Here is a 26,300-nt window from a genome sequence, read left to right as displayed (position 1 = left end):
TCGGAACGTGACCGCACTGACAGGCGATCGGTGACAGCTGACAGCCGACGTTCGGCACGCGCTCGCCGCACCTAACGCCGCAACGACCGTCAACGGACCCCGGCCGGCAGGCGACGGCGATGCCCGCCCGTCGCCACGCCGCCCGGAACTCCACCGACGACACGTGTCAGCGGGACTTCCGCGGCCGTCCGTGCCGCCGCCGGCCTGCCGAGGAACGAAGCTTGGCGCCTCCTATGGCCGAGGACGGCTTCCACCGAGGGCGGCAGGCAGGTGCTGCCGTCGGCCGCGCCTCGGCGGGGTGTTCCTGCGGTGGCTTCGGGTGGTGGCTGAGCTGGCGCCGGATCTCCTCGCCAGGTTTGGCAGCGTCAAGGACCAGACGCGCGGTGGCTTCCGCGGCCTCGCGCTGAGACTCAGGTAGGACGCTGGTGTAGATGTCGGCGGTCAGTTGGATGGTGGCGTGCCCGAGCTGGTCCTGCACCGCTTTGAGGTCGGCGCCGGCTTCCCGCGCTAGGGTCGCCGCGCCGTGGCGCAGGTCGTGCAGACGGATCGGCGGCAGCCCAGCCCGGTCAACCAGCAGTCGCATCCGCTGGGTGAGATAGCCGGGGTGGATCGGCATCCCGTCGGGGCCGGTGAACACGTAGCCGCTGTCATGCCACACCTTCCCGGCCGTGGCCCGCGCGTCGCGCTGTTGGATTTGCCGCTCGCGGTGCTGACGCAACACCCGCACGGTGTGCTGGTCCAAGGCCACGCTGCGGCGGCTGGTCGCGGACTTCGGTGGCCCCTCGTGCACGTCGTAGCCGGCAGTGGTGCGCTGTCGCAGCACCGACAACTGGCCCGAGTGCAGGTCGACCTCGCTCCACCGCAGGCCGGCTGCCTCACCGCGGCGCAGACCCCGCAGGGCGATCAGCCACCACAGGGCGAACAAGCCGTCGTCGCGGACGTAGTCCAGGAAGGCGGCCAGTTGTGTGGGTGTCCACACCGCGACGATGGGCCGCTCACCGGTGGCCCTCCACTCGGCGACGCGGGCCTCAGTCCACACCTGGGCCTGGGGACGGGGACGCGCGGGTAGCTCCAGGTGGCGGGCCGGATTGGTGACGAGCAGGCCTTCGCGCACGGCGCCGGTCAGCGCCGCCCGCAGCGTCGTGTGGATGTGCTGCAAGGTGCACGGGCTCTGCAGTTGCCCGGACCGGTTGCGGGTGGCCGCGATTTGCCCGAACGCCGCGGCGAGCTGCCGTGAGCTCAGGTCACCGAGGATCAGCTGGCCGATGTGCGGGATCAGGAACCGCTCGACGTCGTGGGTGTAGTGCATTCGCGTCGTCGGCCGGATCCGGGTTCTCGTCGACAGCCAGTACCGCAACCAGCGGGTGACCGTCCAGGACCGGCCCGCCTGCTCCTCCCGGGACAACGCCAGCAACTCGTCACGTGCCGTGCGCGCCGCCGCCTCCGACGCATAGCCACCCCGGCGGATCCGTTCGGTCTGCCCGAGCAGGTTGCGGATTGAGCAGTGGAAGTACCAGCTGCCGTGAGCGCGCTGCGTCAGCTGCGGACAGGACGTGCCGCGCCGCCGGCCCGTCTCCGGGTCCACACACCGGCACCGCTTCACGACGACACCCTGACTATTCATGATCTCCCCCTCTGGTCTGGTCAGGGCTCATCGTCGCGAAACCGCAGGGAGCGACTGAGGGCTTCAACCCGAAATATTCGGCATCCGTCGAGTAAGAATGGAATGAGGTGAAACGTGGCTAACGCCGATGACGGTCGGGGGCCACGCCATTTGGCCGATGTCGAGAGAGCCAAGTTGAGGCAGCCGGCGCGACGGCGTAAGCCGATTATCGATCACCGCGAACCAATCTTAGAACGGTTGTACGACTTGGCTCGACGCCGGAAGGTTTTCGACGGATCGTTCTGGCAAAGTCCGGGTCGCGGCCGTAGCGCGTGGCCGCCTCGTTGCCGATACTCGATGAGAGCCAATCGGGCCGATGCACAACTGATGGCCTGCCTGAACAGCACGCCGCACTCCCAGCGTCAGTGCTCTAAGCCCGCTGTTGTCTGCGGTGGCGACCCGGCCGGGGTGGGCCGCGGATGCCCGCTGCTGGCGTTCGATCGACCGCGTCGGATGCTATTTCTGTCAGTAGGGTGCGGCACACTCGGCAGCGCGGGCATGCATTGCGACGTGATTGGCGGCTATGAAGATCACAGGCGAACGGATCAGGGCGGCACTGGACTTGAACCCGACCCTGACGTTGCTCAAGGCGTACTCCAGAGATTGGGTGCTGCCTCTGTTCGCCGAGCATCTCGAACAGGTTGACGGGTCGGTTTCCGCTGAGTGGTTCCACGAACGAGTATCCGAGGCGCGCGAGAAGATCCCCGAGTGGCAGGGCACTGTCACGCCGGCCGATCACTGCCGAGACTGGATCGAGAAGCGCTGGCTGGAGACGGAGACGCTCAACGGACGTCTGAGGTACCGCCTGTCGCCCTACTCCCTGCGAGCGCTGCGGTTTGTCCGCGAGCTCGTCGAAGGTGAGACGACCGTCAGCGGGGCCCGCCTTGGCTCCATCTCAAACGCGGTACGGCTCCTAGCCGACATGACCAACCCGGACCGGGGCGTCCAAGTGCGGCGCATTGACCAGCAGATCGCCGAGCTGCGTAAGAGACGCGAGGACATCGCCTCCGGTCGGGTGCGGCTGGCGACGGTGGAGGAGATGAAGCAGCAACTGCTCGAGATTCTCGCCATGACGCGGTCTCTGCCAGCCGACTTTCGGCAGTTGCGCACCATGGTGGAAGACCGTCACCAAGAGGTGGCGCGACGGGCAATGGTCCAGGGACCGCGCAAGGCGGACCTCGTGGAGGACTACCTTCGCGAGAACGATCTGTTGTCGAAGACGAGTCAGGGCACGGCATACCTCGGGTTTTCCCGGCTGCTGTCGTCCCGGCAAACCGAGCAGCTCCGCGCCGACATCGACCAGATCCTCGCGCAGGGATTCGCGCGCGAACATGTGACTGCCGCGCAGCGTGAAGAACTCGACGGCATGCTCTCGACTCTGCTCGCTGCGGAACTCGACGTGCAGAACAGCTACGTGCGCTGGTCTGCGTCGCTGCGCCGCTTCCTCACGCGTGTCGCTCACGGTCGCCACCAGCGGCTGCTCAACCTCGCTGATCGCGCCTTGCACGCCGGCGCCGCTTGGGTGCACGCCGAACGGGGGCAGCGGTATGTACCGCAGGACGTGCTCGGCGTGGGTCCACACGCCGTCATCGACATCTCACAACTCCAGCTTTGGCGCGACCACGGCCCGCAGGAGGTCGTCGTCGAGGTCACCGAACAGCGTAGGACTCTTCCCACGGAGGACCGGGCTGCCCTTCGATTGGCGGCAGGAACCAGCCCGCGTGCCGTGGGACGAACCATCAACACGTTGCTCGTCAGCCGGCCAGTGGTGACCGGCGCCGAGGTCTTCGACGCCACCGCGGAAGAGTTCCAGCGCTTGGGCACCCTGGTGAGCCTGCTGGATCTTGCAGTCATGCACGGGCAGGTCGATACGAACCTCGTCGAGACGGTACGGCTGTCCGGAGACCGGGCCACCACCCTGATGGCCGTGCTGCCTCACCTCGTCTTCGATGCCCCCGTGCCCACGAAGGAGATGCCGTGAGCGATCGCGTCGACGTCCTCGATGACGACTCAACATCCAGCGACGACCTGGACAAGTACGGCTTCGACGGCGACGATCCGGCCAGCCCAGACGGGTCACGCCTGCCAGCCCCAGCGCGACGGGCCCTGGCGACCCTGCTAACCAACAGATTCATCACCCGCTCGCGCAACCGGGCGGCGTGGGAGGCGCTGCTGGCGTACGAGAACGAGCTCCGTGAGCGTCTCGCCGACATGTACCTGCTCCTCATCGTCGACAAGGACTATGAGGTGGCGTTCAAGCGGCAGGACCCGGCCGAGGACGCTCCGAAGATGCTGCGCCGCGACAAACCGCTGCACCGTGACGCGTCTCTGCTGCTCATACATCTGCGCAAGGAACACGCATACATCGACGCAACCGACGACCCGGTCGTGATCACCACGGCTCAGGTAGCCGAGTTCCTGCGCCCGTTCCGCGAAGACGGCGACGGTGACGAGGCCAAGTTCGAGCGCCGCGTGGATGCCGCCATCCGCGCGGTGGCCGAGTTGAAGCTGCTGACGTCAGACCCGGACGCGGACTACCTGTTCACCGTCTCGCCGGCGATCGTGCCGTTGATCGGCGCGGACGAGATGATGCGCATGGAACGGTATTTCCTCCAAGCGGCAAGGGCAGCGGGTGGGACTGACGAGTCCGAGAACAACGAGACAGGCGAGGACCTCGCATGACGACGCTCCACGCAGCGGCGGAACCGATTGAGGAAGACGTCGCCTCAGTGGTTGTCACCGACGGGCAAGACGCGGGGCAGTTTCGCATCAGCAAGGTGCAAATTCTCAACTGGGGCGCGTATTCCGGGCTGCAGACCATGACCGTGGCACGCTCGGGCACCGCGATCGTCGGCCCGTCCGGGCGCGGCAAATCCACCCTGCTGGACGCCGTGGCCTCGGTGATCCTGCCGAATCCGCAGGAGTTCAACCAGGCCGCTCGCGACGACCGCGGCAAGAAGCGGGAACGGACCGTCTATTCCTACGCGCGCGGTCACACCGACCAGAGGCGGGACGACAACCGGCGCTCCGCGACGACCAACTATCTGCGACCGCCCGGCGGGCCAGGATTCCCCTGCGGCGCGGCGATCACCTGGGAGACCCGCGACGGGCGACGCGTCACATCGTTTCGCCTGGCGTGGGTCGGCTCGGACGCCGACGGACCAGAAGCGATCAACGGCGCCACCGTCTACGGCTTCATCAACGACCACTTCGACCTGGCACAGCTCCGCGGCATCACCGCCATCCGCCAGGGCGCCTCCCCGCTGTCGAAAACCTCCCTGGAACGTCTCATCGACCAGAGGCGGGGCGACGTCGTGGACTCCTCGCAAGCGCGTGTGCACGCGAAAATGCGCGCAGTCATGGGGATGGGAGCCACCGACGACTCGCAACGCCTGGCCATGCAGCTACTGCGACGAGCCCAAGCATCCAAGGGTATCTTCTCCATCAACGCCCTGTTCAAAGAGTTCGTCCTCACCGAGCCGCTCGCACTGACCCGCTGGGACGTCGCCCTACAGGCTTACCGAGAGGCATCTCGACTGTACGAGGAGTTCGAAACAGCACGGCGCCGCACCGACGCACTGTCCCCGCTTCCGGTGATCGCCGAGAAGTACCTCGCCGCCGGCGCTGACTACGTAGCGAAGGCCAGGCTGCTCAGGGGTGACGGCGATGGCCCCACACGGCTTCACGTCTGGCATGCGGAGAAGATCACCGGATGGGCCGAGAACACCATCGACGACAACCGCCTCGCCAAGGCGGAGATAGACGAGAAGCACGCCGGCGCCGTCAAGGCTGCCAAAGCCGCCGACCAGCGCGAGAAGGACACGATCGCTCAGCTCGTCGCGGCCGGCGGTGACCGATCGGAACTGGTCAAACTGCAGCTCGAACATGTTAGGGAAACCCTGGAGCGGGTGGAGGCAGAGCGGCTTCGGTTCGGCAACCGCCTGTCCGTGTTCAAGATGTCCCTGCCCTCCTCCGCGGGCGATGTGACTCTCACGCACGCCAGTCTCGACGACCTCGCCGCGCAGGAGGAGAAGGCGGGGCAACGCGCCGTCGAGAAAGCCAGCAAGGCTGCTGGCCGGCTATGGCAGCTCCGCCAGGACGCCGCAACCCAAGAGCGGGAGATCACCGGGCTGAAGGCACGACGCAGCCTCATCCCCGAAGAAGCCGACACGCGCCGCAACCGGATCGCCTCCGACCTCGGCATCGACACCAACCGGCTTCGCTACGCCGGCGAGCTGCTACAGCTCAAACCCGAACACCGTCGGTGGGAGAAGGCAGTCGTCGGCCTCGTGCTGCCGTTGTCGAGCACCCTCCTCGTCGACAGCGTTGATTTCGCGCGCGTACGCCGGTATGTGCACGACCACGACATGCGCGGGTCGGTCACCCTCGCCCCTGCCCTTTCCGGGACACCAAGCCCCGCCCCGATGGACGGCAGCGTTCCCGCGCTGCTCGACATCGCCGAGCACCCGTTCCATGGCTGGCTTGCGACTGAACTGAACGAGACCGTGAACTACCACTGCGTGGAGACCGACGCGGAGCTGGACAACCGTCACCCCGGATGGGCGCGCGGATCGATCACCCCGGCCGGTATGCGTACCGGCTCCCGGCAGCGGTTCACCAAGGACGACCGCCGCCTGCGCTACCCCTGGCTCGGTTGGGACACCCGCCGGCTGCTGCAGGAACTGAGCGACGAGCTCGAATCGACCCGGCGAGAACTACGGGCCGCCGCCGTGGCGGCGGACGAGGCCGACACACAGCGCAATACGACCCGCGCGCGCTTGGAAGAACTGCAGGCGATCTGCGCCGAGCTGACCTGGGACCGGATCGACTCGTCAGGCGCCCAACAGCGGATACAAGAACTCGAAGCCCAGCTCGCGCAGGCCAACTCACCCGAGGTCACGCACCTGACGAAGCTATTGCAGAAGCAGCGCGAGGCGGCGGTCACCGCCAGCCGCGAGGTGCAAAGGCTTCACGAGGAGCAGAAGGGGCTGGACAAGCAGTGGGGCGACCTGGTCTCGGCCGTGGACGACGCCAAGGACCTCGTCGATGCCGAGCGACCACTGAGCGCCGATGAGCGTGCCGCGCTCGCCGCCACCCCCTTCGCCGCGCCGACCGACGCCACAGGGGTCACCACGAGCCTGAAGGCAGCGATCGACGATCTCCGCAAGCAGATCGACCGGCACAAGGACGACCGGGAAAAACTCGAAACCGCCGTGGTGGGCCACATCGCCGCCTACCGCAATCTGGATGAACGCACCGAGCGCGAGATTGACGGCACCATCGAGTCCCTACCGTCGGTCTTGGCGATCTACGAGCAACTTGTCACCGACGACCTGCCTCGCGCGAAGCACGCGTGGCTGGCGAAGGTCGACGACGACATGAACCGGCAGCTACGCGGCCTGCTCGTGCAGATCGACGACGACGCGCGAACCATCAAACGCGGGCTGAACCCCATCAACGACGTGCTGCGCCACGTGCGGTTCCGCGCGAACGCCACGTTGAGCATCGAACCGATCGAGCGACCAAGCAGCGACCTGAAGGACTTCCGCCAGATCATCACCCGCTACACCAGCAACACCATCGGAATGGACGCACAACGCGAAGCCGACCAGGTAGAGAAGTCCTTCACCCGCCTACGCAAACACCTGGCCAAACTCGATGACCCATCAAGAGCCGGAGAAGCCTGGCGGCGGCGAGTCTTCGACGCCCGCGAGCACGTCGAGTTCCAAGCCATCGAAACCCGCCCCGACGGAGTCAAGGTCGTCCACGACGGCGTCTCCGGCATGAGCGGCGGCGAAGGACAGGAGCTGATCGCGTTCATCCTCGGCGCCGCCCTTCGGTTCCGCCTCGGCGAAGGCCACGACGGCCCACCCACCTACGCGTCAATCATCCTCGACGAAGGGTTCGTCAAAGCCGACAGCGACTACACCGGCCGAGCCCTATCCGCGCTGCAAGCCCTCGGCTTCCAACTGATCGTCGGCGCGCCCCGCGAGAAAGCGACCGCCTTCGAGGACTACGTGGAATCCGTCGCCTACATCAACATCGACGTTGATGACCCCACACGAGTACGCATCTACCCCATGACCATGCAGGAGGCACTGCGCATCGAGCAGGAGCAGACGTGATGCGAAACCCGGATCTGGTACTCGACCAAGTCCGCGTCCGGTACCGCGAGAACTGGCGCGACTGGCTGCTGCACGACGACGACGACGCAAATTTCTCGTTCCCCCTCGCCGCACCGTCAGCGGATGCGATCGCCCGTGATTACGACGCAGTCGGCCAATGGCTACGCGCATGGCGGACCTGGTCGGAGGCACAGCCCGTCGCCCGGCTACGCACCGTCACCCGCCACACCGTCGTAGGCACCCAGGAAGTATTCACCCACCTGGACCTCCCCACGATCGACGACCTTGTGGCCCTCGATCATGGCCTCGCCGACCACTGGTTGCGGGCGAAGACCCGGTGGAAGCGTCTCAACGCCCTGCCCGGCGGCGTGGCCACCGAGCGGCTACGTCCCCACCTGCAGCAAATCGTCGACCTGGACGGCGCCGACTTCGAGATTCTGCTCAGGTCCGCCGTATGGTTCACCGAGCACCCAAGGTCCGGACTGACCATCCGGCAGGTCCCCGTCCTGGGTATGCACACCAAGTGGCTGGCCCGCAACCGCCGGCTCGTCCTGGCTTGCCTCAACATCACCCCTTCACCAGACGGCGCTGATCAACCGCACGAGGAACTGGAGCAACACGACCTGGATCCGCTCGGCCTCAAGGCCCTGCCCGTGCATGTCGATGTAATCCTGGCCGACCCCGCCGACCGCGCGCTGGTGGGCGGCTTACGGCACCTCCGCGCCCCACTGCCGGAGGTCAACGCGCTACCCCTCCGCCCTGAGAAAGTCATGATCGTCGAGAACAAGGAGTCCGCCTACCTCGTCCCCGATCAACCACGGACCGTGGTCATCCACTCGCTCGGCAACCATCTCAGCGTCCTCAACGAGATCGACTGGCTGCAAGGTGCCCGTCATCTCTACTGGGGAGACCTCGACCGAGCTGGGATGACCCTATTGTCACGGGCCCGTGCCCAGCTGCCACGCCTGATGTCCGTCCTCATGGACCCGGCCACGCTCGGAGAACACCAAGCCCTCGCCATCGAAGACGAGACTAGAGCCGACCCGCCGGAATCCAACCTCACCGACATCGAAACCGCAGCCCTGACGGGACTCACTACGGAACACGGCACCTACCTGCGCCTCGAGCAGGAACGGCTTCCATCGCCCTTCGTTCTCCACCAGCTAACTCGCACCCTCGAAGTACACGGCTTTGACCGAGGACGGTAATGGCCGGACCTCGGCTTCGAGCCCGTGCCGCCTGGTCGTGCCCGCGTCGGGGAGTACTAGCCGTTGCGAGCGGTCTCCAGGTTCCGGCGGACGATCCCGCTCGTGGGATGCTCTGGGCCCAACACCCGCTCGCAGTTGGCGAGAGCCGCCTCGCACAGCGGGATCGCCCGACCCAGATCACCCACTGACTCGCAGGCAGCGGCCAAGTTGTTCTGCCCTTCCGGGCAGTGACTTATGGGCCTGCTCATGCCAGGGTGACAGTGTCGAACTCTCCGTGGAGTGCATATGGCAGGCCACCTGAGCCCGCGGCCGGCCGCGGGCGATCACGACAACGGGCTTTTCCAGGCCGCCGTCGCTTCCACCCGAGGCAATGGATTTTGATCGGGCTCGTCTGACGCAGCTTGGGTGTGGCGCGCTCGGAGCGGCAGTCGGAGGGGTGGCCGCAGCCGGTTGGACGGTCGGCGGTTCTACCGGGCCCAACGGTTGGCCCTTTAAGTTGATCTTTGCGTATCCCTTGGTCGTGGGAGTCCTTGTCGTCGCCTTCGCACACCAGCGAGGTGTCCTTCGAGGACTGGTCGATGCCCTGGGGCGCATCCTTTGGTCCCTGGGTGCGGCGGCCATATGGATAACGACCCTGGCGATCCTCTTCGCGCCGTTTGCGCTCATCCTCATCCACCCTGTTGCCGAGCGCTTTCAGGAACGCTGGCTAAACCTCTCCCAAGAACTGGTCTCGGGCTTGTTCGTCGCCTTTGGAGTCGCTGCCCTCGGGGCTCTGGTCAAGACCGAGGTGGGAGCGATCGTCATCGGGTTCGCTTTCGAAGGGCTCGCCAAGACCGCATTCCTCATGCCGCCGCTGCTGCTATTGATGGTCTTCCTGTTGTGGCCTCTCGGCCTGGTGCTCACGCTGGTCGCGTGGCTCTCGGGCGGAGATGGGCTGAACGGCTGGGTTGGAGCGGTGTGCGGACTGGCCGCCGGTGTTGTGGGCGGTGCCGCCCACGGGTATTACTCGGCGCGCTTGGCGGCAGACGAAGTGGACATACGGAGGTTTTAGCGGCCCTTCGGTGGCGGTTAGGGGCGAATTGGCAGGCGTGTGGCCGATGGCATCAGCTTGGGTACGCTGCGGGCCCTGCTCGCGGCCGCAGGCCTGATTGGCCCGATCGCCAGCGCTACGCATTTCACCGCCTCGATCGGCTCGTGCCGCTGTTGAGCCACATCCGGCAAGACGCGCATGCGAGGAACCGGTCACAGCACGAGACCAGCCGAGTATCCCCCGCGCACTGCAGCCCAACCGCTGTTATTCGCAGCCAATCTGCGTTGACACAACCCTCAGGCGGTGGGTATGTAGATACGTCGTGCGGGTCCTACTCGACACCAACATCTGGTCATCTCTCGGAGATGAGGGCACCTCCCGCCCGTTCCGGGACTTCATGCAGTCGCGCGGACTGGAGGTTCTCGTCACCCCGAGCACACTCGTCGAGGTGATGGACCTTCCTGTGCCCGCGCCCAGGCAGCGCATCATCGAAGCGCTCATCACAGGTTCCCGGCGGCGCCTGCCAACCGAAGCCATGTCTGAGTCGGCCGAGGTTGTGGCCGAAATTCGGAGAGCGCGGCCAGCATGGCTGCGTGCGATGCCGGACACCGCCACCGTCGCCTCGCTCAACACGTTTTGGACCAGAACCATCTGGCGGCAGGCACGAGAAACGTCCGAGCGACTTCATCTCTGGCAGCAGGCTCAGCCGCCCATCGCCCCACACATCGTGCGGCAGCAGCGTCGCCAACGCCACGATGTGCTAGAAACGCGGTTTAGTTTTCGTCCATTGACAGCTATCAAGGCCCGCCTTGCGCCCGAAACGCCGGATCACTACCGCGCCGGATGGATCGAGGGCGACGAGGTGGACGCGTGGCGGGCCGAGCTCAGGGACCTGTACTGGCATCAGCTCGTGGTGGTCCCCGGCCGCGCCGTCGTGACCCGGCAAGACACGACCTTCGCGGACTGGGTCGGTGCCTACGTCGACCTGCGCCGCCTCGGCAGTAGCCGCGCGGACTTCACCCGGTTTTGGCTCTACGACGCGTCTGCTGAGGCTGTACCAAGAAACTGGATCCGATGGGCTGTTCGCCACATCCAGACCACGCAGAAGATCTCAGGCGGTAACCCGGCCGACGAACAACACAGCTCCTACCTGGTCGATGCGGACATCTTCCTGTCGGCCGACTCGCGCTACGTCAGCACTTTGAAGATCGTGCGCGACGACGCTCCATTCGCGATGGCCGAGCCGCGCCTCGTGTCCGGTGATCGCTGCGTTCCGATTTTGGACCGCCTTGCCGCTGTGCTGTGACGAGCGGTCAACCGCGAGAACACGACGCGGCCTTTGGGCCTCCTGACAGGCGTGAACGGCCCTGATCGTGGCAACGCGGCGGCACTGGAACGTGTACGTAGCGGCACCGCCGCTCTCGCATGCCACCAGCTGGGCAGTGGCACTCGTGCGCCTGATCGACAGGCGCATCGTCAACGAAGATGGCGACCGTCTACAGCGACCTACTCACGGAACACCTCCTCAAGAACGTCGAGGCAGCCGAGCGCATCCGTGGCGGCCGGGCGACGTGCCCCGACAGCGCGCTGCGCTAACGGAACGTCCGGGTAGGTGGCCTTGTCCTTGGACGAAGCCATCTACTCCGCTAAGTCTGAGCTCCTCGGCGGGTCGGACGGCTGACCGTGGCGGATGGTGTGGCGCGGCTTCATCCGGTGGCACCCTATTCGTACGTATGGGCGAGTGTCGCGCCTCTTCATGGGCTCACTGAGCGTTACAGTGCCGGGTGCTCAGATCATCGGCGAACGATCACACGGAGCGAGTGCTTTGACGTCAGCAATGGCTTCAACAGGGAGTAGTCGGGCGGCATGGCCGGCGGGCACGCAGCGCGGTCCCGCACGGTTCTGGGCCGTGGACCTTCACGTGCACACCCCTGCCTCGCGCGATGTCGATTCGCACACCTACGGCGCGAGCGAGCCCCGTCAGATCGTCGACGCGGCGATCGATGCCGGGCTGCACGCGATCGCCGTCACCGACCACAACACCGCCGGTTGGTGCGACAGGATGGCTGAGGCCGCCCGCGACACGACGCTCGTGGTGCTGCCCGGCCTGGAGCTCAGCACGGCCGAAGGGCATCTCCTCGCCATCTGGGAAGAGGGCACCCCGGCCCAGCACATCGAGGACGTGCTTGTTGAACTCAGGGTGCCCCGCACCGACCACGGCGACCTGCACAAGGCCCTGGACAAGGGCTTCATCGACACCGCGAAGGTCATCACCGCCCGGGGCGGCTTGGCAATCCCGGCGCACGCCGAGCGGGAGAAGGGCCTGCTCCGCCTCGCCGTGGCCGACCGCATCAACCAGACGCTGCTCGACGACGCCATCGGCGCTGTCGAGATCGTCGACCTCACTGAGGTCGAGCGGATCAAGATGCGGCTCGACGGCCAGCGCGAGCTCGCGGTCGTCCGCAGTTCCGACACCACCGCACCCGGTGCCAGCACGCACGTCCTGCGTGGCATTGGCCACCGCCGCACCTGGATCAAGGCCTCGCGACCGGACTTGTGTGGCCTGCGGCATGCGCTCGCGGATCCGGCTCTGCGTGTCCGACTGGAAGAACCCATGGCGTCGGAGCACACGGTGATCGAGTCTGTGACGGTGACCGGTGGGTTCCTCGACGGTCAGCAGTTCGAGTTTTCGTGCGATCTTAACTGCCTGCTTGGCGGGACCGGAGCGGGCAAGTCGCTGCTCATCGAGCTGGTCCGGTTCACTCTCGACCAGCAGACCGATGCCGACGACTTTCCGCAGGTCCGCAAGGAGGTCGAGTCCCGCCTGAAGTACGCGCTCACCTCGGGCTCAACCGTCGAGGTCGTGCTCACCCGCGGCCACGCGCGGTGCCTCGTACGCCGTGCGTACTTCGAGGACGGCTCCACCCAGCCTGAGTTCATCGGCGACGCCGAGCAGCTGACCGGCCTGTCCGGCCGAATCGCGATCACCGGCTTCTCGCAGGGCGAGGTGATCGAGTACGCCCGGACTCCGGTCGGCCGGATGGCGCTCATCGACGCCGCCCTCGACCTGAGCGAGTTCGAGATCCGCGAAACGGACGCGGTCAGCCAGCTCAACGACAACGGTCGACTCATCGGATCGCTCGAAACGAAGATCGCGCAGGCCCGCGCGAGGTTAGAGACCCTTCCGGAGGTCGAGAAGCGCCTGGAAGAGCTATCCGGCTTGTTCGACGGCGAGACCATCAAGATGCAGGCGAAGTGGAGTGCGGAGAAGGCCCTCTTCGAGCCCGTGGTCGGCATCCCCGAACTGAAGGTCACCGCCCGAACAGACAACGGAGACAAGTTCCGGGTCTCGGCCGCCATCGCCGACAACCAGGACCTCTACCAGCGAGCGCAGACGGCATACACACAGTTGCGCGAGGCGATCGAGACGGCGAACGCGCAGCTGGCGCAGGTCCTGCTGGCGGTGAACAAGGAACTCGTCGACATCCGACAGGAGTGGCACGACAGGTACCGGCAGTTCGACCACGAACTCGCCGAAGCGGTCAACCATATCGATGTCGATAACAAAGGTCTCGCGGCCCTGCGCACCCGGCTCGTCGAACTTCAAACGGAGAAGGCGAAACTCGACGCACAACAGACCCAGCTTGACGACGAACTCGTGCCGAACCTGGCCACGGCCACGTCCTACCGGGAAGAGTTGATCGCCGAGCTCATCGAGGCGCGCAAGGCGCGGCGCCGGCGGCGTGAGGACCGGATCAAGGCGCTCAACAAGCTAATGGGTGGCATCGTCCGGATCAAGATGCTGTCCGAGAACGACGACTCGGGCTACCTGACCGAGCTGACGGCCATCGCCAAAGGATCGCGGCTGCGGGCTCCGATCCTCCAGTTGATCTGCGAGGAGTCGACCCCGGTCAAGCTGGTCCGCTCGTTCCTCGCTGATGACGTCGACGGCGTGTGTGAAGCCACCGGCGCCGAACGCAAGCACGTCGAAACCCTGTTCGAGTACGTGCGGGAGAAGGGCGCCATCGAGGACTTCCTGCGGATGCAGACCCTCGACCTGCACGACGGCCTCTCCGTCGAGTTCCGCAAACACGCCAACGACGGGTATGTCGCGATCGAGCGGCTCGCGCACGGCCAGAAGTGCACCGCCATCCTCATCATCGCCCTCGCCGACGGCAACGACCCCTTGATCATCGACCAGCCCGAGGACGCGCTTCACGCACCGTGGATCGAGGAATACCTCGTGGCGAAGCTTCGCGACCTGCGGGGCAGCCGTCAGTACATCTTCGCTACCCGCAGCCCTGGCCTCGTCGTCTCCGCCGACGCCGAGATGATCATCACTCTGACCTCCGACGCGAACAACGGCGTCGTCGAGGCAACCGGATCCCTCGAGCGTCACGACCTCAACACCCTGGCGCTGTACCACCTGGAAGGTGGCCCGGTCCCCTTCAAGCGCCGGACGGTCAAGCTGGGTTCGTCGATGTTGTAGGTCAGAGTGGCTGGCGGTCCAACACGCTACAGCCGCAATCCCATCGACCATCAAACTGTCGTGTGCAGCGATGCCGTCCCCGAGGGACAGCGGACGCAGGGGAGACTGGGCACATGAGGGTCTTCATCAGCAGTGTTCGTCGGGAGCTCGAAGAGGAGCGCGACGCACTTCCGGGCTTGATCTCGGCGCTCGGGCACACGCCGGTGCGCTTCGAGGACTTCACCGCCCAGACGTCGCCCAGCCGTGAGGCGTGTCTGAAGGGTGTCGCCTCGGCCGAGGTGTACCTGCTGGTCCTGGGGCCCCGCTATGGCGACCCGTTGCCCGACACCGGGCAGTCGCCGACCCATGACGAGTGGATTGCAGCGAAGGCCGCCGGGATGCCCCGGTTGGTGTACCGCAAGCTGGGCGTGACGTTGGAGCCCGCCCAGGAGGAGTTCGTTCGCTTCATCGGTGACTACGGCACGGGCGTCTTCTACGAGTCGTTCGCCACGACCGCCGAGCTGCAGACCAAGGTCGCAGCGAAGCTGAGGGAGCTGGAGAGCGCCGGGAATCCGCTGGCCTTCATGCCGCTGCCCCGCCCGATGACGGTGACGTGGCGCTCGGACTTCGAAGATCGGCGTAGCAACACGCCGAGCCTTCCGTCGGCCGTCGAGGTTCATGTTCTTCCGGCCACCGGGACGAACCGGCCAGCCCGGGTGATGGCCGAGCTGGAACAGCTCCTGCCGACGCGACTGCGCGCCAGCGGTCAGGTCCACGCGGCCGACCCGCTGACCTCCACTCGCCAGGACGGTGCCGTGGTCGTCACCATTCCGGATAGGCACAGCCGATGGAACGAGGTCCGCGCCCCGCAGTTGCTCGGCATACGCACGGCCGCGGACGGGCAGACCTCGGCGTGGGCGTCACTCCCGGGCGACGGGATGGGCGCCATTCTCGACCCGGACGCCCTGGCTCATCAGATCGCCGGACTGCTGCGTCTCGTCGGCGGTCTGGGGGTTTTCGAGGGCGACCAGGTGGCCATCGGTGTCGGCGTCAGTACCGAGGGGTTGATGTCGGTCGGCCGGGTCAGCGGGCAGCCCCGTCATCAGGCCACCAGCCTGATGCTGTCGAACGATCCGATCCATGTGCCACCTGACGAGCTCGTGACCCTAGCGGCGCTCGGGCAGGGGGCTGCCGAGGTCGGCCGCACCCTGAGTCGAACTCTTATCGACGCTGTCTCGGCCCGCCGGTAGCCGAGCAGACGTTCGTCCCACCGGGCTTGTCCGGTTACTGGTCGCACCGGGCGGGCGGCAGCGGGTGGCGTTCACGGCCACGGCGGAGAGGACGATCGTCGGATGGCTGCTCTGCGTTTTCGCCGTCTCGACGCTCCAGTAGATCGGCTGACCGTCCATCACGTCGTCGCTCTGATCGACAACGGGGTGCATGAGGACTTTGACCTGGACTTCAAGAGGGAGACCTTCGGCAACAGCGAGAGCGCGAAACGGGAGCTGGCCGCCAACGTCGCCGCCTCGGCTGACATGCACCTGTACCGCTTCCCGATGCTGCCCTCGCTGTTCCCGGCCCAAGGGGTAGGTGCCGGATTAATCATCGACGACAGCGGGCGGCACTCAGCGGTCTCCTCAAACCCGCCGGCGCCGTGGGTAGTGACAACGCCCGATACATCCGTTCCCCAGACTGCCCAAGCGGACGCGGAACGATACTCTGTGTGTCGGCGCTGTTGCGCAGATGGAAGGCGACCCATAGTCTGGCCTCAAAGCCTTAGGGCCGGTCGCACGACAAGCGAGGCGCAATGGGAGCACGAATAGGCACAGTCGCAGGCTTGCTTGCGACTGCATCAACGACGCTATTCACCGCCGGATTTCTTCTCGGCGGTGGTCCTCAATATTGGAAATTCGCCCTCTTTTCTGCCTCGCTTATCTCCTTCGCGGTCGCCATCACAAACATTCTTCGTCCTGGCGCTTTGCGCATCCGCCTCCTTCGGCCGCGGATCACTGATCCAGGCCCCAGGATTGCAGCGTCCCGTGTCACCTCGTACATTCTTGAGACGCAACTTCGACTGCTAGCCGACCTGCCTATGGCCGCGCCCGGCTCCCGCAACGCCAAGACTCACGGATCGGTGTGATCTCTCGATGGCGGGTAATAGCGGTTCGCGACGGCTCGCGCAGCAGCGGGAGTATTTGAGAATTGACGCGAGCAAGCTGAACCGGATCGTCGATCGAGCAGAGTTTAACCGAGTTACCAAGGCGCTGGAAAGGAGATTGCAGGATTTCGAAATGGATGGCTTCTCGGAACCTGCTGCCGTGGCTTTGGCCGAGTGTCAGACGCTCTACTTCCGTCAATTGGGCGAAGAGTCGATCTCTCTTGCTAAAGGGGACCGTCTTGACTCAGTTTCCGCGGACCATGTGCGACGTGCAACAAGTAGGCTCCGCCACGCGGCCTCTCCTCCCTGGAAAGCGGTCCTCAATATAATCGGCGGCGCGTTGCTGGGAACCGCGATACAAGAGATTGTAGGGATTGTCAACAGCGATGGGCCGCTAGAAAAGGGCAGAGCGCTTGTTACGATGGCGTTGGTTGCGGCTGGTGTGGCGGCGGTAATTATTGCGGTGGTCGCGCCACGTCGGAGCTAGCTTCCGATCCTCTGAACTCGATGACGCCGTTTGATCGATCAGGACGATTGGTGGCGCGCTGCTCCGGCTTGAGTCATTAGGCGCTGAAGCGCCCACCAGGGGTGCCGGTTGCGCGGCAGTGTTGACAGGGCGATGGCGTCCCAGGCCGCAATACCGGAGGCGTCATCAGCAAGGTGATGGCTGGCTTGACAGTTGCTGTCGGTCCACGATTCGGTGTATCTGACGACCGGGATCAGTGCGAGCCCGTTCCGGGCGGCGCCCCAAAGTGCGCGTGTCTCGTCGGCGACGGTGAGGGTTGGCTTCGCGCCGGCGGCGAGGAGTTCGTTCAAGATGAACTCGTAGGTCTCGGGTAGGTTCGCCGCCACCGCCAGGTCGAGCAGGACCGTCGCAGCATACGAGGTGCTGGGCGTGGCGATTTCGATGTGCTCGAGTTCCGGCCCGAGGAAGTGCGTCGCCTCCTCAGTCGGGCTGGCACCGACGGGGGCGAGGCCGAGGCCGGTGTCGTAGGCGTCGGCGACCCAGCCAGTTGCGGCACGCAGGTAGGTCTCGACAGTCGCCGGATCCTCTACGCGTAGGGAAAGCACGGCCGGGATCATGCTCGCCGCCCAGTTGTCGGATACGGGGTGCGCCGCTCCGGGCTGGTGGGTCAGCAGGGTCCTCACTGTTTGTCGTGCCCGGGCGGCTGTCGCGGCGTCAACGTCCGGTGAGATGCCCAGGAGTCCCCAGATCTCGGCCAGGCGCAGGCAGATCACAGGATAGGTGAGGTGAATGAAGCCCGGTGCTATCTCCTTCAGGAGGTCCATAGGGTTGCTGGCGGCGTCTGCGTAGCGCTCGAGGAGGCGGGTGGCGTAGGCGGCGTGCAGCAGTTTGGCCGAGCAGGCCAATTCTGCGGATTGAGGTGCCGTTGGCTGGCAGACGGCTGCGCGTAGAGCTGCGAGAGCGACGGTTGCTGCGAGGTCGGTGCGCCGATTGTCCCGCAGTCGGTTGGCCACAACTGCGAACTCGATCGCCACCTGTTGCAGCGGCTTGGTTGTCCACCGTCGGGTATACCGCTCGACGGCCTGATAGTTGATCTTATGTTGGTCAATCTGTCCGAGGAGCTCCAGCAGGTCGCCTGGGCTGCCCGCCGCCAACCCACACGCGGGCGCGGCGGCGAGCATCGGACGTAGGGTGTCGCGATCCCAGAGCTCGAACCCGGGCTCGCCGAGCCCCTGCACGCGGGTGTTGTAGTCCTGTGCTTGCAGTGCCGCTCCGCCGACCAGCCGCCCCGTGGTCACAAGGACCGCTGCCCGGGGCAGGTTACGGTCGAAGTGAGGATGCGCGAGACCGTCCGAGCGAATCTCGTCGACCTGGTACCGGATGGTCCGCCACTCGGCAAGGTTGATGTCACCGGCCTTGCTCTGCAGTGCGTACTGCCGCAGTTCGCCGTCCTCGCGGCGTTTGGCGATGAAGTCTTTGCCAAACTCGAACGCCCCGTGTAGCTGATGGACGTCGGTGAAGCTGTTGGCTTGCAGCAGCGCGAGCAGGGGAGCGTCGAACTCGCGTTCAGTGACCGTCGCGAGGTACTGATCGATGACGCCGTCGAGCATCAAACTCCTCCCGCTTCCGTCGTAAAATGTCGTCTAGACGGGCTTCCTGCGCAGCTGTCGGGGGTCCTTGCTGGACGAGTCTGGCGTAGGTCTCCGGGTTCATGACGATCATCCCGCCGTGCTCCCCGTCATCACCAAACACTCGGTCGACCCGTTCGAGTGCGTCGATGATCAGGTCCCACGACATGGGCCCGCTGACTGTGTTACCGACCGCCTCCGCTACCTCGTTGACATGCGAGTAGAAGGCACTCATGATGGTCGCGAGCTGCCTCTGCGCTAGGAAAGCCATCTCGGACAGCAGCAGTTGTCGTTCTCCCGCGATGGCCTCGCGGACGTCGAATGAGATCCAGGACGACGCGTCAATCGGTTCTGCCCGTACGGTCCGGCCTTCACCGACGTCCACTGACACCGACGAGACATCGTCCAACGGCACCCGCCGAATGCGCCTGTACACCGGGTCCGTTGCCCGCATGAGTGCATCGGTCCCAGTCATCAGGAACTCGTATCCGGCGACGTCATATTCAGTCAACGTCACCTCGCGCTTCCGCCCCGACTCCGCCACAGCCACACTCTAAGACCGACCTCTGACATGGCCTCTGTCAGCGGCGCGGCACGACCGCCCACGGACGTCTTGGTGATCCGGGCCGTCTAACTGAGCAGTGGATGGCGATCGAGCGCGGCACAACGGTGCTCGGGAGCCCGGTTTGTAAGGCTAACCAGTCCCAGGGCCAGGGGCCGGATGCGCTGGCAGCCTGACCTACCCGGCACTTCGGGGCCTTCTAAGGCCGAGAGCGAAGCAGCTAGCGGCGTCCCTCAGAGCGGCTTGCGAGCCCTGTCGAGGCGCCGCGTGCGTCTGACCCGACCCCTCGGAAAGCGTGGCGGGGTCGGTGACGGCTGCGTTTGCGGCGATCGTGGCTGCTCGGTGGCTGGTGTTGGCATGACCCAGGCACGTCTTCGTGCGTCAGATGACCGCACGGTGGGTTCACGCTTCCGCGATTGATCAAGTAGATGGTGCTGATCAACTGGCCGGCCCTGGGCTGGCCTCGGCATCAACTTGACCTGTCCGGTCGGATCTTTGTCCGGGTGGTTGTTGACCAGTGAGTGTGATGCGACAGCATGTAATGGTGCTTCAGGACACGATTAGATGGCGCAGGCTTGTTGCCGAGTACAGCGAGCTTTGCCAACTGGGCGCCGGGATGACCCCAAACGCTCGTGGCCAGCGGTTCAACGGGATGATCGCCGAGCTTCTGACGGCCTATGGCTTGCGAGCGAAGTCAGACCAGCGCAGCGTCGGCGAGTTGGACGTTGTCTTCAGCTACGCGGGCAGGCGCTTCATCCTGGAAGCCAAGTGGGAGCGAGGCAAGACGGGGACCGGGCCGATCGCGAAGCTCCAACGACGCGTCGAGCAACGCATGGCAGGGGTGACCGGAGTATTCCTGGCGATCAAAGGCTTCACCGACGATGCAATAGCTGAGGTCGACAAAGGGCGGCGTCTGGATGTGCTGTTGCTGGACCAGTCCCATTGGGAGGCGATGCTTAGCGGTTTCGTGCCGCCGCAGGAACTCTTCGATCTGGCTACTGACGCCGCTTCCTTCCACGGCCGCGCCTATACGCCGATCACTGAGCTCCTGAGGCATCGGACCGAGACGCCGACAGTGACGCCTGAGCCGGTAGCGACAGGTATGGACGGGCTCCTCCGAGTGGCCACCGTCCGCGCCGTGGGCCATACCGACGGGCGGCGCACAGGGATCGGCACCGACCGGGATGGCTCTGCGTTGATCACCCTCGAACAGGGCATCCTCGCGGTGGACCTGGTAGCTCGGCGTTCCCAATGGGTCGCACCTGTCTTCGGCTGCAGCAACGGCTCGATTGCCACCGCGGATGGTGCCCTCCTTATGACCCGAGGACACGGCGTTGGTCGGTGGGCGGGAGGCCGGTTGACCGTGGTGTCCAGTGGAGCAGCAAGACTGGATGACAGCCACCTGCTGGCGAACCCGGACGGATCAACCTGGTGTCTCGACCGGGGATCGGCGGATGTCACGCCGGCCTGCCTTATCAGGCTGGGCACCCAAGTCGGAGACGAGAAGTGGCGTGAGCTCCCCTTGGCGGTGACGGCGGCAGCCTGGCTGACGAGCACGAGACTGGTCGTGTCAGACGGAACCGACCTCATCCAACTGTCATCGCAGCTCACCGTGGAACGACGCCTGCCGACACCGGCAGGAAGCGTCCTCGCACTCACTACTCTCAACGAACAGCAGGTCGTCACGCTTCTGGACGACATGTCGCTGGTGCTGTTCGACCTTCAGGCGAACGAACACAGGCCGTTGGGCTCCTTCAGCATCTCCGGGCCTCCCGGTGCGCTCATTCGCCGCACCGATGAATCGCTCTACGTGATGGGGCGCCACCGCGCCAAGGACGGCCACGTCACAGTCGCGGAGGTCGAAATCGTCGGCCAACACCCCGCCAACGGCAGAATTCCTCGCAGACCGGAGCCGGAGGTAGGCGGCAGCCGTTCCCGGGTGACACCGGTTGAGGCCGTTCGGCCTGCAAGAGGCCGGGCTAGGGCAACGGTGGAAGCGATCGCGGTGCCACCAGCGGCTCGGAAGCCCATCGAACCTCCAGTAGCGGCGGATGCCGCTGGGCATGCCAACCAGAGCCCGTCGACCGACGAGCGCCTCGCCGAGCAACGCCGCGGCTATGCAGAGGGCACGACTGCGGCCGTGGCACTCCCCCTTTACGCCCTAGAGGGCCTCGTCGCCGCGAACTTCGAGATTGCGAACTGGTTGAAGCCATGGCGGGACCACTGGGACCGCATCGTCTCCGGGCAAGCTGTCCACGGGGAGACACTGCCGGACTGGCTACCATCGATCGCCCAACTCCTCGGCGCTCACGCCGCACCCCCTCGCGTAGCTCATGCGCAGCTCACGCCCTCAGTGCCCTATGTCATCGGCTTCGCTGACGGGTTAAGGGCCGCCTGGCAAGACGCTGTCCGCAGCCGGCTCGTCCCTGGGGATCGAGAGACGCTCAGCCAATGGGTTCGCACCCCACTGTCGCAGCCCGGACTACCGCCAGCCCTGCACACCATCGCCGACCTGCAAACCGCCGCGAAGCGGACCCGCAGGTCGCGGACCTGGAAGTGGATCGGGCGCGGCCTTCTGTGGCTGCTGACGCTTCTGTTCGGAGTGAGCGAAATCGCCGCCATCGCCATCACCGTGACCGGACAATGGGAGCCCAACACCGCGGCGAATGCGGTGATCGGCAACGCCTGCTTCGGCATCCCCTTCGCAGGCCTCCTCTGGTTCGCCGTATGGGACCTGCGGCGGCTGCTCAACGGCGGCCAGCCTCCGCGTAGGAGCCCTACGCCGCCCCAAACCAGTCACGAAGACCGACCACTGCCCGAAGCCCAAGCTGCGAGCACCTCAACCGAGCCACTGACCGAGCCGCCTCGCGAGGATGTAGACCGGACACTCTCCCGCGCCGACCGAGGCAACCCACCCGGGGAATATGCGGCCTTCGCCGCGAGCAGCGGTATGTATTGGACGGTCGTCGGCATCAATACACTTCTGATCATCTTGCTGGCGATCATCATCCCCACGACGGACATCCCGCTCGTCGCCAAGGCGCTCATAGGCCTGTTCGCCGCGTTCCTGGTCCTTGCCACCGTCGGATTTGCCAATATGGCCAGGAACCCCACCAAATTGGAGATCGGTAGGAACGGAATCCAGGTCTACAGCCCCAGCGGGCCCTACTGGTTCCCCTGGCAGGTCCTAAATCGCGTCGAGATGATGCGCCTTGAGGGAGGCACCCGCCACCTCGTGGGATGGTGCACCAACCCTGAGCTGTTCCCGGAGTCCGTCAGCCTCGGCGGGGGGCCGCGCTTCCTGCCGAAGCTGAAGGCCGTCGCCATCTGCCCGCTCAACGTCCTCCATGCCCGCCGCCACCTTGTTGCCCGCGCTCTCCAAACCTACGGCGGCAGCTGCTATCGCAGTCCCAGCAACTCCTAACCCACTCCGCTCAGAGTGGCCTCAGCCCATTGGCGGTCCGGGACCATCGGGCTGCATCCGCGAACAAAGGCCGGCGTACGTTTGAGGGACATGGTGTCCGCCTCGCGGCGCAAAACGCGCGTCAACATTTCGAGATGGTTGAAATGTTGAATCAGATCCCGAGCCCGGACACGGGGGCACGCCTCGACGGGTGCCCGCCATGGTGCGTCAAGGTCCACGCCGGGGAGGCGTCGGGTAGGACGGGCTACCGGGCCCGACGGCACTCCCAAACGGTGATGACAACCCACGAAGGCGAGGTCCGCGGGATAGCGGTGGAGATCTTCTCACTCGAACACCGTGACCAGCCCGAAGAGAGCATGCCCACAGCGGTGTTCGTGTCGGCCCGGGATCCGCTGAGCCTGGCCGACGCCGGCTACCTCGCCACATCCCTCAGGAAGGCGGTCACGTTGGCCAGCCAGACGCACCGGCCGTACTGGCTGAAACGCGCGTGTCCGTCCTGGTGCATCGCGCCCCATTCGGACGGCGACGACCTCGATGATCGGTTCCACTGGTCGGACGACTCGCCGCCGGTGCTGTTGTCGCTGCACAACCCGGTGAGTACTGCCGGCGAGTCGTGCAACGACCAGGCGTACCGGCCGCAGCGGCTGGAGGTCGACCTGGAGCAGCACGCCGACGCGGTCGAGCCGGTGGTGAAGTTTGTGATTGAGGGCGCGACGGCGGCGTTGCGCCTCACGCTGGACGAGGCCGAGCAGGTGCGGACGGCGGTCGGCCGGGTCGTGGCCGCGGCGCGTGATACGAACAGCCAACCGAGCGGGGTCGCTGCGGTATTGGCTGCTTCAGCACCGACACCGGACCGTCCGAGTCTCGACCGGACCCTAGTCGACCGGGTGATCCACGACGAGGGCCTGATAGCCGAGCAAAAAATTAGCGTGCTGTGCGGCGCAATCGCCGAGCACTTCACCCAGCAGGGCGTGAGCGTCGCGAAGCAGGCCGCGCGGTTGAACTGCACCGAGGAGCGGGCGGTAGACGCGGTGGTGGACTTCGCGATGTGGTCTCACGCCGGCTACCTACTCCCGCCCGCCGGGCCAGCTGAGCCACAGTGCCCGGTGTGGTGCGCTGGGGACTGCCGCGCCGAAGACGGTGTCCGCCTGCACGACCGGCACGTGGCCGCCATATACGGCCAGCACAGCGACGACGCCAACGAACCCAAACTGGCCACGGTCGACCTTGAGGCGTTCAACTCGCCCGACGGGTACGGCGACGAGCCGCCATCGGTGACGCTGACCATCGACAACCCGCAACAGCGCACCGTCGACATGACCAAGACCGACGGACTGGACCACCGCACGGTCCAAAACCTGGCCGCCTCGTTTCTGTCGGGCTGCTGGGACCGCACGACGATCCGGCTCACCCCTCGAAAGGCGGCGGAACTCGGTGCATCACTGATCACCGCGTCCCGCGCCGCCTACAACGACACGGCCGTCAAGGCCTGACTATAGCCAGGATGTAGAACAGGCCCGGGCCCTGCGCAGCGAGGTCCGGGCCGCTGGTTCAGGGGCAGAACAACACGTGCTGTTGATTCGCCGCCGGGCGCCAGTACAGGTACCTCAGACTCCTGCGGCCGGCTGTATGAACAAGGGGCGGTTGAGCTGCGGGCCCTCCGGGTGGTCGTATCGCGTCCACCCCAGCGACGCCCAAAAATCTTCGGCTCCCTCGCTAAACGCAAGCAGTCGCCGATCGGGGTATCTGGACACCAACCCCTGGATGATCTTCGTGCCGACACCTCGACGTCGCTGCGACTCCGCAACCTCGATCAGTTCGATCTCAAGTGCTGAATTGCCCAGTTCAGGGGTTTTGAGGTAGTGATCGATCATGACGTCGGGATCAAGCTCGATCCGTGCCACCTCGGCACCGCCCTGGCGGACCTCCAAGAAGGTGTATGACTTGTCCCCGTCAAGCGACCGGTAGTCCCACCAACTCGGGCTGAAGGCGTTGTTTTCAGCAAACGGATACCAGATCACCTGGTCATCCGGCGCGGGTCGCTTCTCGATGAAGTCGAAACTCACTTGACGCATCCTATTCTGGTGCCCAGACCGAGCCGGAAGCGGTGGCATCGCCACGGCCGGGCGCTCGACCAGAGCACCCATCCCTCGACGACATCAGGATCATCCTGATCGGCCGTCTCCGCGTCCGAGGTACCCGTGGAGGAAGCACCACGTGCAGTCCTAGTCGCGGCGTGGCATTTGGCCTGTACGTTCGCGTCTTCTGGCAGATGGATCGTTTTCTCTCCAGCTCGACTCGGCCAACTGCCAGCGGCCGCGTAGAACGGCCCGACCCCGGCGCGGAGAAGGACGGGGATCTACCGGCGACGGTGGAGTGGTGGCAAGTCGGCTTCGGGTCTGAGCTAGACGGTGGTGAGCCGCGGCGTAAGCAATTCGAGCCCGCCGTCGAGGCTGCCCTTGAGGACAGGCATTCATTCCTCCTGAGCTTCCGCGACCCAAACTGAGCAGGAGACGGTAAGGCAGGAGCCGTGATAAATACGGCAGCCGGCCGCTACGTTTGGTCGTGTAGCGGTGCCGATCCCGCTGGCGGTCCCTGGCAGTCACAGACCCTGGACCAGCAGGTTCGCGCTCCTGCTGGAGCCGGCTACGACTGTTTCGATCATTTCAGGAAGCCGAAGCCCTCGGCCATGCGCCGCAGGGCATCGGTGATGAGATCGTTGATCTGCGGTGGCGGTACCGGCGCGGAAGTGACGGCGATCGACATCCGGGGGAGCGAGTTTCGGGTGGGCTCGCCGAGGGTGGTTAGGTCGATCAGTTCCTGGAGGTCACGGGCGCGATTGTTGGGCGGGGTGTTGGCCTGCTCGGCTTGTAGGTGGAGTTCTGTGACGGTTGGGCCGGCGGGGAGTTGGTCCTGCGGGTCCGCGGTCACAGCGAGCGGGAGGTGATGGTGCGCTGTGGTCCAGGCTGCGGTGTAGAAGCGCTCTAGGTCCTGCAGACCCAGCCGGGTGAATCCGTTGGTTGGTGCGTCGCCTGGAGTTGGCAGGGCGGTGATGTCGATCCGTAGGTCGACGAGAGCCACGATGGTGGGCTGTAGGCCGTCGGGTAGCTGGAACCGTGCCCAGAGCCCGAGGGCGGTGCGTCCGGACTCGCCGGTGAAGCGAAGACGGTAGTTGGCGAAGCGCCGGTCGTTGTAGCCGTCGTCGTCCGGGGTGCGCTCCCAGCTCTCAGGGTCGGTGGACAGGCCCATGCGACGGGCCATCGCTGTCGTAAGCGCGGGAAGCGGACCGGCGGCCAGGGCGGCAAGCAGACGCTTACGGCCTGCTCCGTCGATAGCACGCTCGGCATGCTGCCATAGCATTCGCACCGCGCACCGCAGCCGGAGGTCCATACGGTCGCCGGTGGAGGCCCACCGGTCCAGCTCGCGCGTCTCGAAGCTGAAGCGCAGCTGCGGTTGCCAGCGCCAGAGCCCCTCGTCGCCACGCACGAGTTCGCCCGGCCCCCACTGGCCTCCGTCGAGGACAATGTTGCGAGAAGCCGCGTCGATGAATGGAGGCGACGCGGACCGG

Annotated in this window: 18 protein-coding genes; 11 read left to right on the top strand and 7 right to left on the bottom strand. The window is 65.7% G+C overall.

Annotated features, from left to right (window positions below; all coding sequences use genetic code 11):
• Nucleotides 1–166 precede the first annotated feature (166 nt).
• Entirely contained in the window at nucleotides 167–1,603 is a 1,437-nt protein-coding gene (locus JNW91_RS11815) for a tyrosine-type recombinase/integrase (protein WP_309244324.1), read from the bottom strand.
• 583 nt (nucleotides 1,604–2,186) lie between these two features.
• On the opposite strand from JNW91_RS11815, the gene JNW91_RS11810 reads away from it, so the two are divergent.
• From JNW91_RS11810 to JNW91_RS11795, 4 genes are read left to right on the top strand one after another with little or no spacing between them, the layout of a single operon-like run.
• A complete protein-coding gene (locus tag JNW91_RS11810) occupies nucleotides 2,187–3,644 on the top strand; it encodes a DUF3375 family protein (protein WP_203174898.1) in 1,458 nt (485 codons plus the stop codon).
• Nucleotides 3,641–4,345: a DUF4194 domain-containing protein gene (locus JNW91_RS11805; protein WP_203174897.1), complete on the top strand. Its 705-nt coding sequence runs from the start codon at nucleotides 3,641–3,643 to the stop codon at nucleotides 4,343–4,345. Before JNW91_RS11810 ends, JNW91_RS11805 begins: the two co-directional genes overlap by 4 nt.
• On the top strand, nucleotides 4,342–7,788 hold the full coding sequence (locus JNW91_RS11800; RefSeq protein ID WP_203174896.1) for an ATP-binding protein: 3,447 nt from the start codon (nucleotides 4,342–4,344) through the stop codon (nucleotides 7,786–7,788). The genes JNW91_RS11805 and JNW91_RS11800 overlap by 4 nt, the downstream gene beginning before the upstream one ends.
• A complete protein-coding gene (locus tag JNW91_RS11795) occupies nucleotides 7,788–8,996 on the top strand; it encodes a Wadjet anti-phage system protein JetD domain-containing protein (RefSeq protein ID WP_203174895.1) in 1,209 nt (402 codons plus the stop codon). Before JNW91_RS11800 ends, JNW91_RS11795 begins: the two co-directional genes overlap by 1 nt.
• A gap of 56 nt (nucleotides 8,997–9,052) precedes the next feature.
• Here JNW91_RS11795 and JNW91_RS11790 read toward each other — a convergent pair whose 3' ends face one another.
• Nucleotides 9,053–9,244, bottom strand: coding sequence for a tetratricopeptide repeat protein (locus JNW91_RS11790; protein WP_203174894.1), 192 nt, complete (start codon nucleotides 9,242–9,244; stop codon nucleotides 9,053–9,055).
• A gap of 272 nt (nucleotides 9,245–9,516) precedes the next feature.
• Between JNW91_RS11790 and JNW91_RS11785 the strand changes: the two genes are divergently transcribed.
• Entirely contained in the window at nucleotides 9,517–10,047 is a 531-nt protein-coding gene (locus tag JNW91_RS11785) for a hypothetical protein (protein WP_203174893.1), read from the top strand.
• 301 nt (nucleotides 10,048–10,348) lie between these two features.
• Entirely contained in the window at nucleotides 10,349–11,332 is a 984-nt protein-coding gene (locus JNW91_RS11780) for a hypothetical protein (RefSeq protein ID WP_203174892.1), read from the top strand.
• Between the two features lie 200 nt (nucleotides 11,333–11,532).
• Here JNW91_RS11780 and JNW91_RS33115 read toward each other — a convergent pair whose 3' ends face one another.
• Entirely contained in the window at nucleotides 11,533–11,664 is a 132-nt protein-coding gene (locus JNW91_RS33115) for a hypothetical protein (protein ID WP_255545099.1), read from the bottom strand.
• A 271-nt stretch (nucleotides 11,665–11,935) separates the two neighbouring features.
• On the opposite strand from JNW91_RS33115, the gene JNW91_RS11775 reads away from it, so the two are divergent.
• From JNW91_RS11775 to JNW91_RS11765, 3 genes are all read left to right on the top strand, one after another.
• Nucleotides 11,936–14,515, top strand: coding sequence for a PHP domain-containing protein (locus JNW91_RS11775; protein ID WP_309244323.1), 2,580 nt, complete (start codon nucleotides 11,936–11,938; stop codon nucleotides 14,513–14,515).
• 113 nt (nucleotides 14,516–14,628) lie between these two features.
• A complete protein-coding gene (locus tag JNW91_RS11770; RefSeq protein WP_203174891.1) occupies nucleotides 14,629–15,744 on the top strand; it encodes a DUF4062 domain-containing protein in 1,116 nt (371 codons plus the stop codon).
• Nucleotides 15,745–16,641: 897 nt separating this feature from the next.
• Nucleotides 16,642–17,139, top strand: coding sequence for a hypothetical protein (locus tag JNW91_RS11765; protein ID WP_203174890.1), 498 nt, complete (start codon nucleotides 16,642–16,644; stop codon nucleotides 17,137–17,139).
• Nucleotides 17,140–17,177: 38 nt separating this feature from the next.
• Here the strand turns inward: JNW91_RS11765 and JNW91_RS11760 are convergent, their stop codons facing one another.
• Nucleotides 17,178–18,728 carry a restriction endonuclease gene (locus JNW91_RS11760; protein ID WP_203174889.1) on the bottom strand — a complete coding sequence of 517 codons (1,551 nt, stop codon included), beginning with the start codon at nucleotides 18,726–18,728 and terminating at the stop codon, nucleotides 17,178–17,180.
• The gene (locus JNW91_RS11755; protein WP_203174888.1) at nucleotides 18,685–19,290 is read right to left on the bottom strand and encodes a hypothetical protein; all 606 of its coding nucleotides are present in this window, start codon (nucleotides 19,288–19,290) and stop codon (nucleotides 18,685–18,687) included. Before JNW91_RS11755 ends, JNW91_RS11760 begins: the two co-directional genes overlap by 44 nt.
• Before the next feature lie 562 nt (nucleotides 19,291–19,852).
• Between JNW91_RS11755 and JNW91_RS11750 the strand changes: the two genes are divergently transcribed.
• Both JNW91_RS11750 and JNW91_RS11745 read left to right on the top strand, forming a co-directional pair.
• Entirely contained in the window at nucleotides 19,853–22,732 is a 2,880-nt protein-coding gene (locus JNW91_RS11750) for a restriction endonuclease (RefSeq protein WP_203174887.1), read from the top strand.
• A gap of 368 nt (nucleotides 22,733–23,100) precedes the next feature.
• The gene (locus tag JNW91_RS11745; RefSeq protein ID WP_238424807.1) at nucleotides 23,101–24,225 is read left to right on the top strand and encodes a DUF6907 domain-containing protein; all 1,125 of its coding nucleotides are present in this window, start codon (nucleotides 23,101–23,103) and stop codon (nucleotides 24,223–24,225) included.
• Nucleotides 24,226–24,339: 114 nt separating this feature from the next.
• On the opposite strand, the gene JNW91_RS11740 is transcribed toward JNW91_RS11745, so the two are convergent.
• Nucleotides 24,340–24,798 carry a GNAT family N-acetyltransferase gene (locus tag JNW91_RS11740; RefSeq protein ID WP_203174885.1) on the bottom strand — a complete coding sequence of 153 codons (459 nt, stop codon included), beginning with the start codon at nucleotides 24,796–24,798 and terminating at the stop codon, nucleotides 24,340–24,342.
• 595 nt (nucleotides 24,799–25,393) lie between these two features.
• The coding region (locus JNW91_RS11735) for a hypothetical protein (RefSeq protein WP_238424806.1) at nucleotides 25,394–26,300 on the bottom strand (907 nt) is incomplete at its 5' end.

Source organism: Micromonospora parastrephiae, assembly GCF_016802865.1.
Classification (GTDB): Bacteria; Actinomycetota; Actinomycetes; order Mycobacteriales; family Micromonosporaceae; genus Micromonospora; species Micromonospora parastrephiae.
This window is presented reverse-complemented; position numbering and strand designations above follow the sequence as displayed.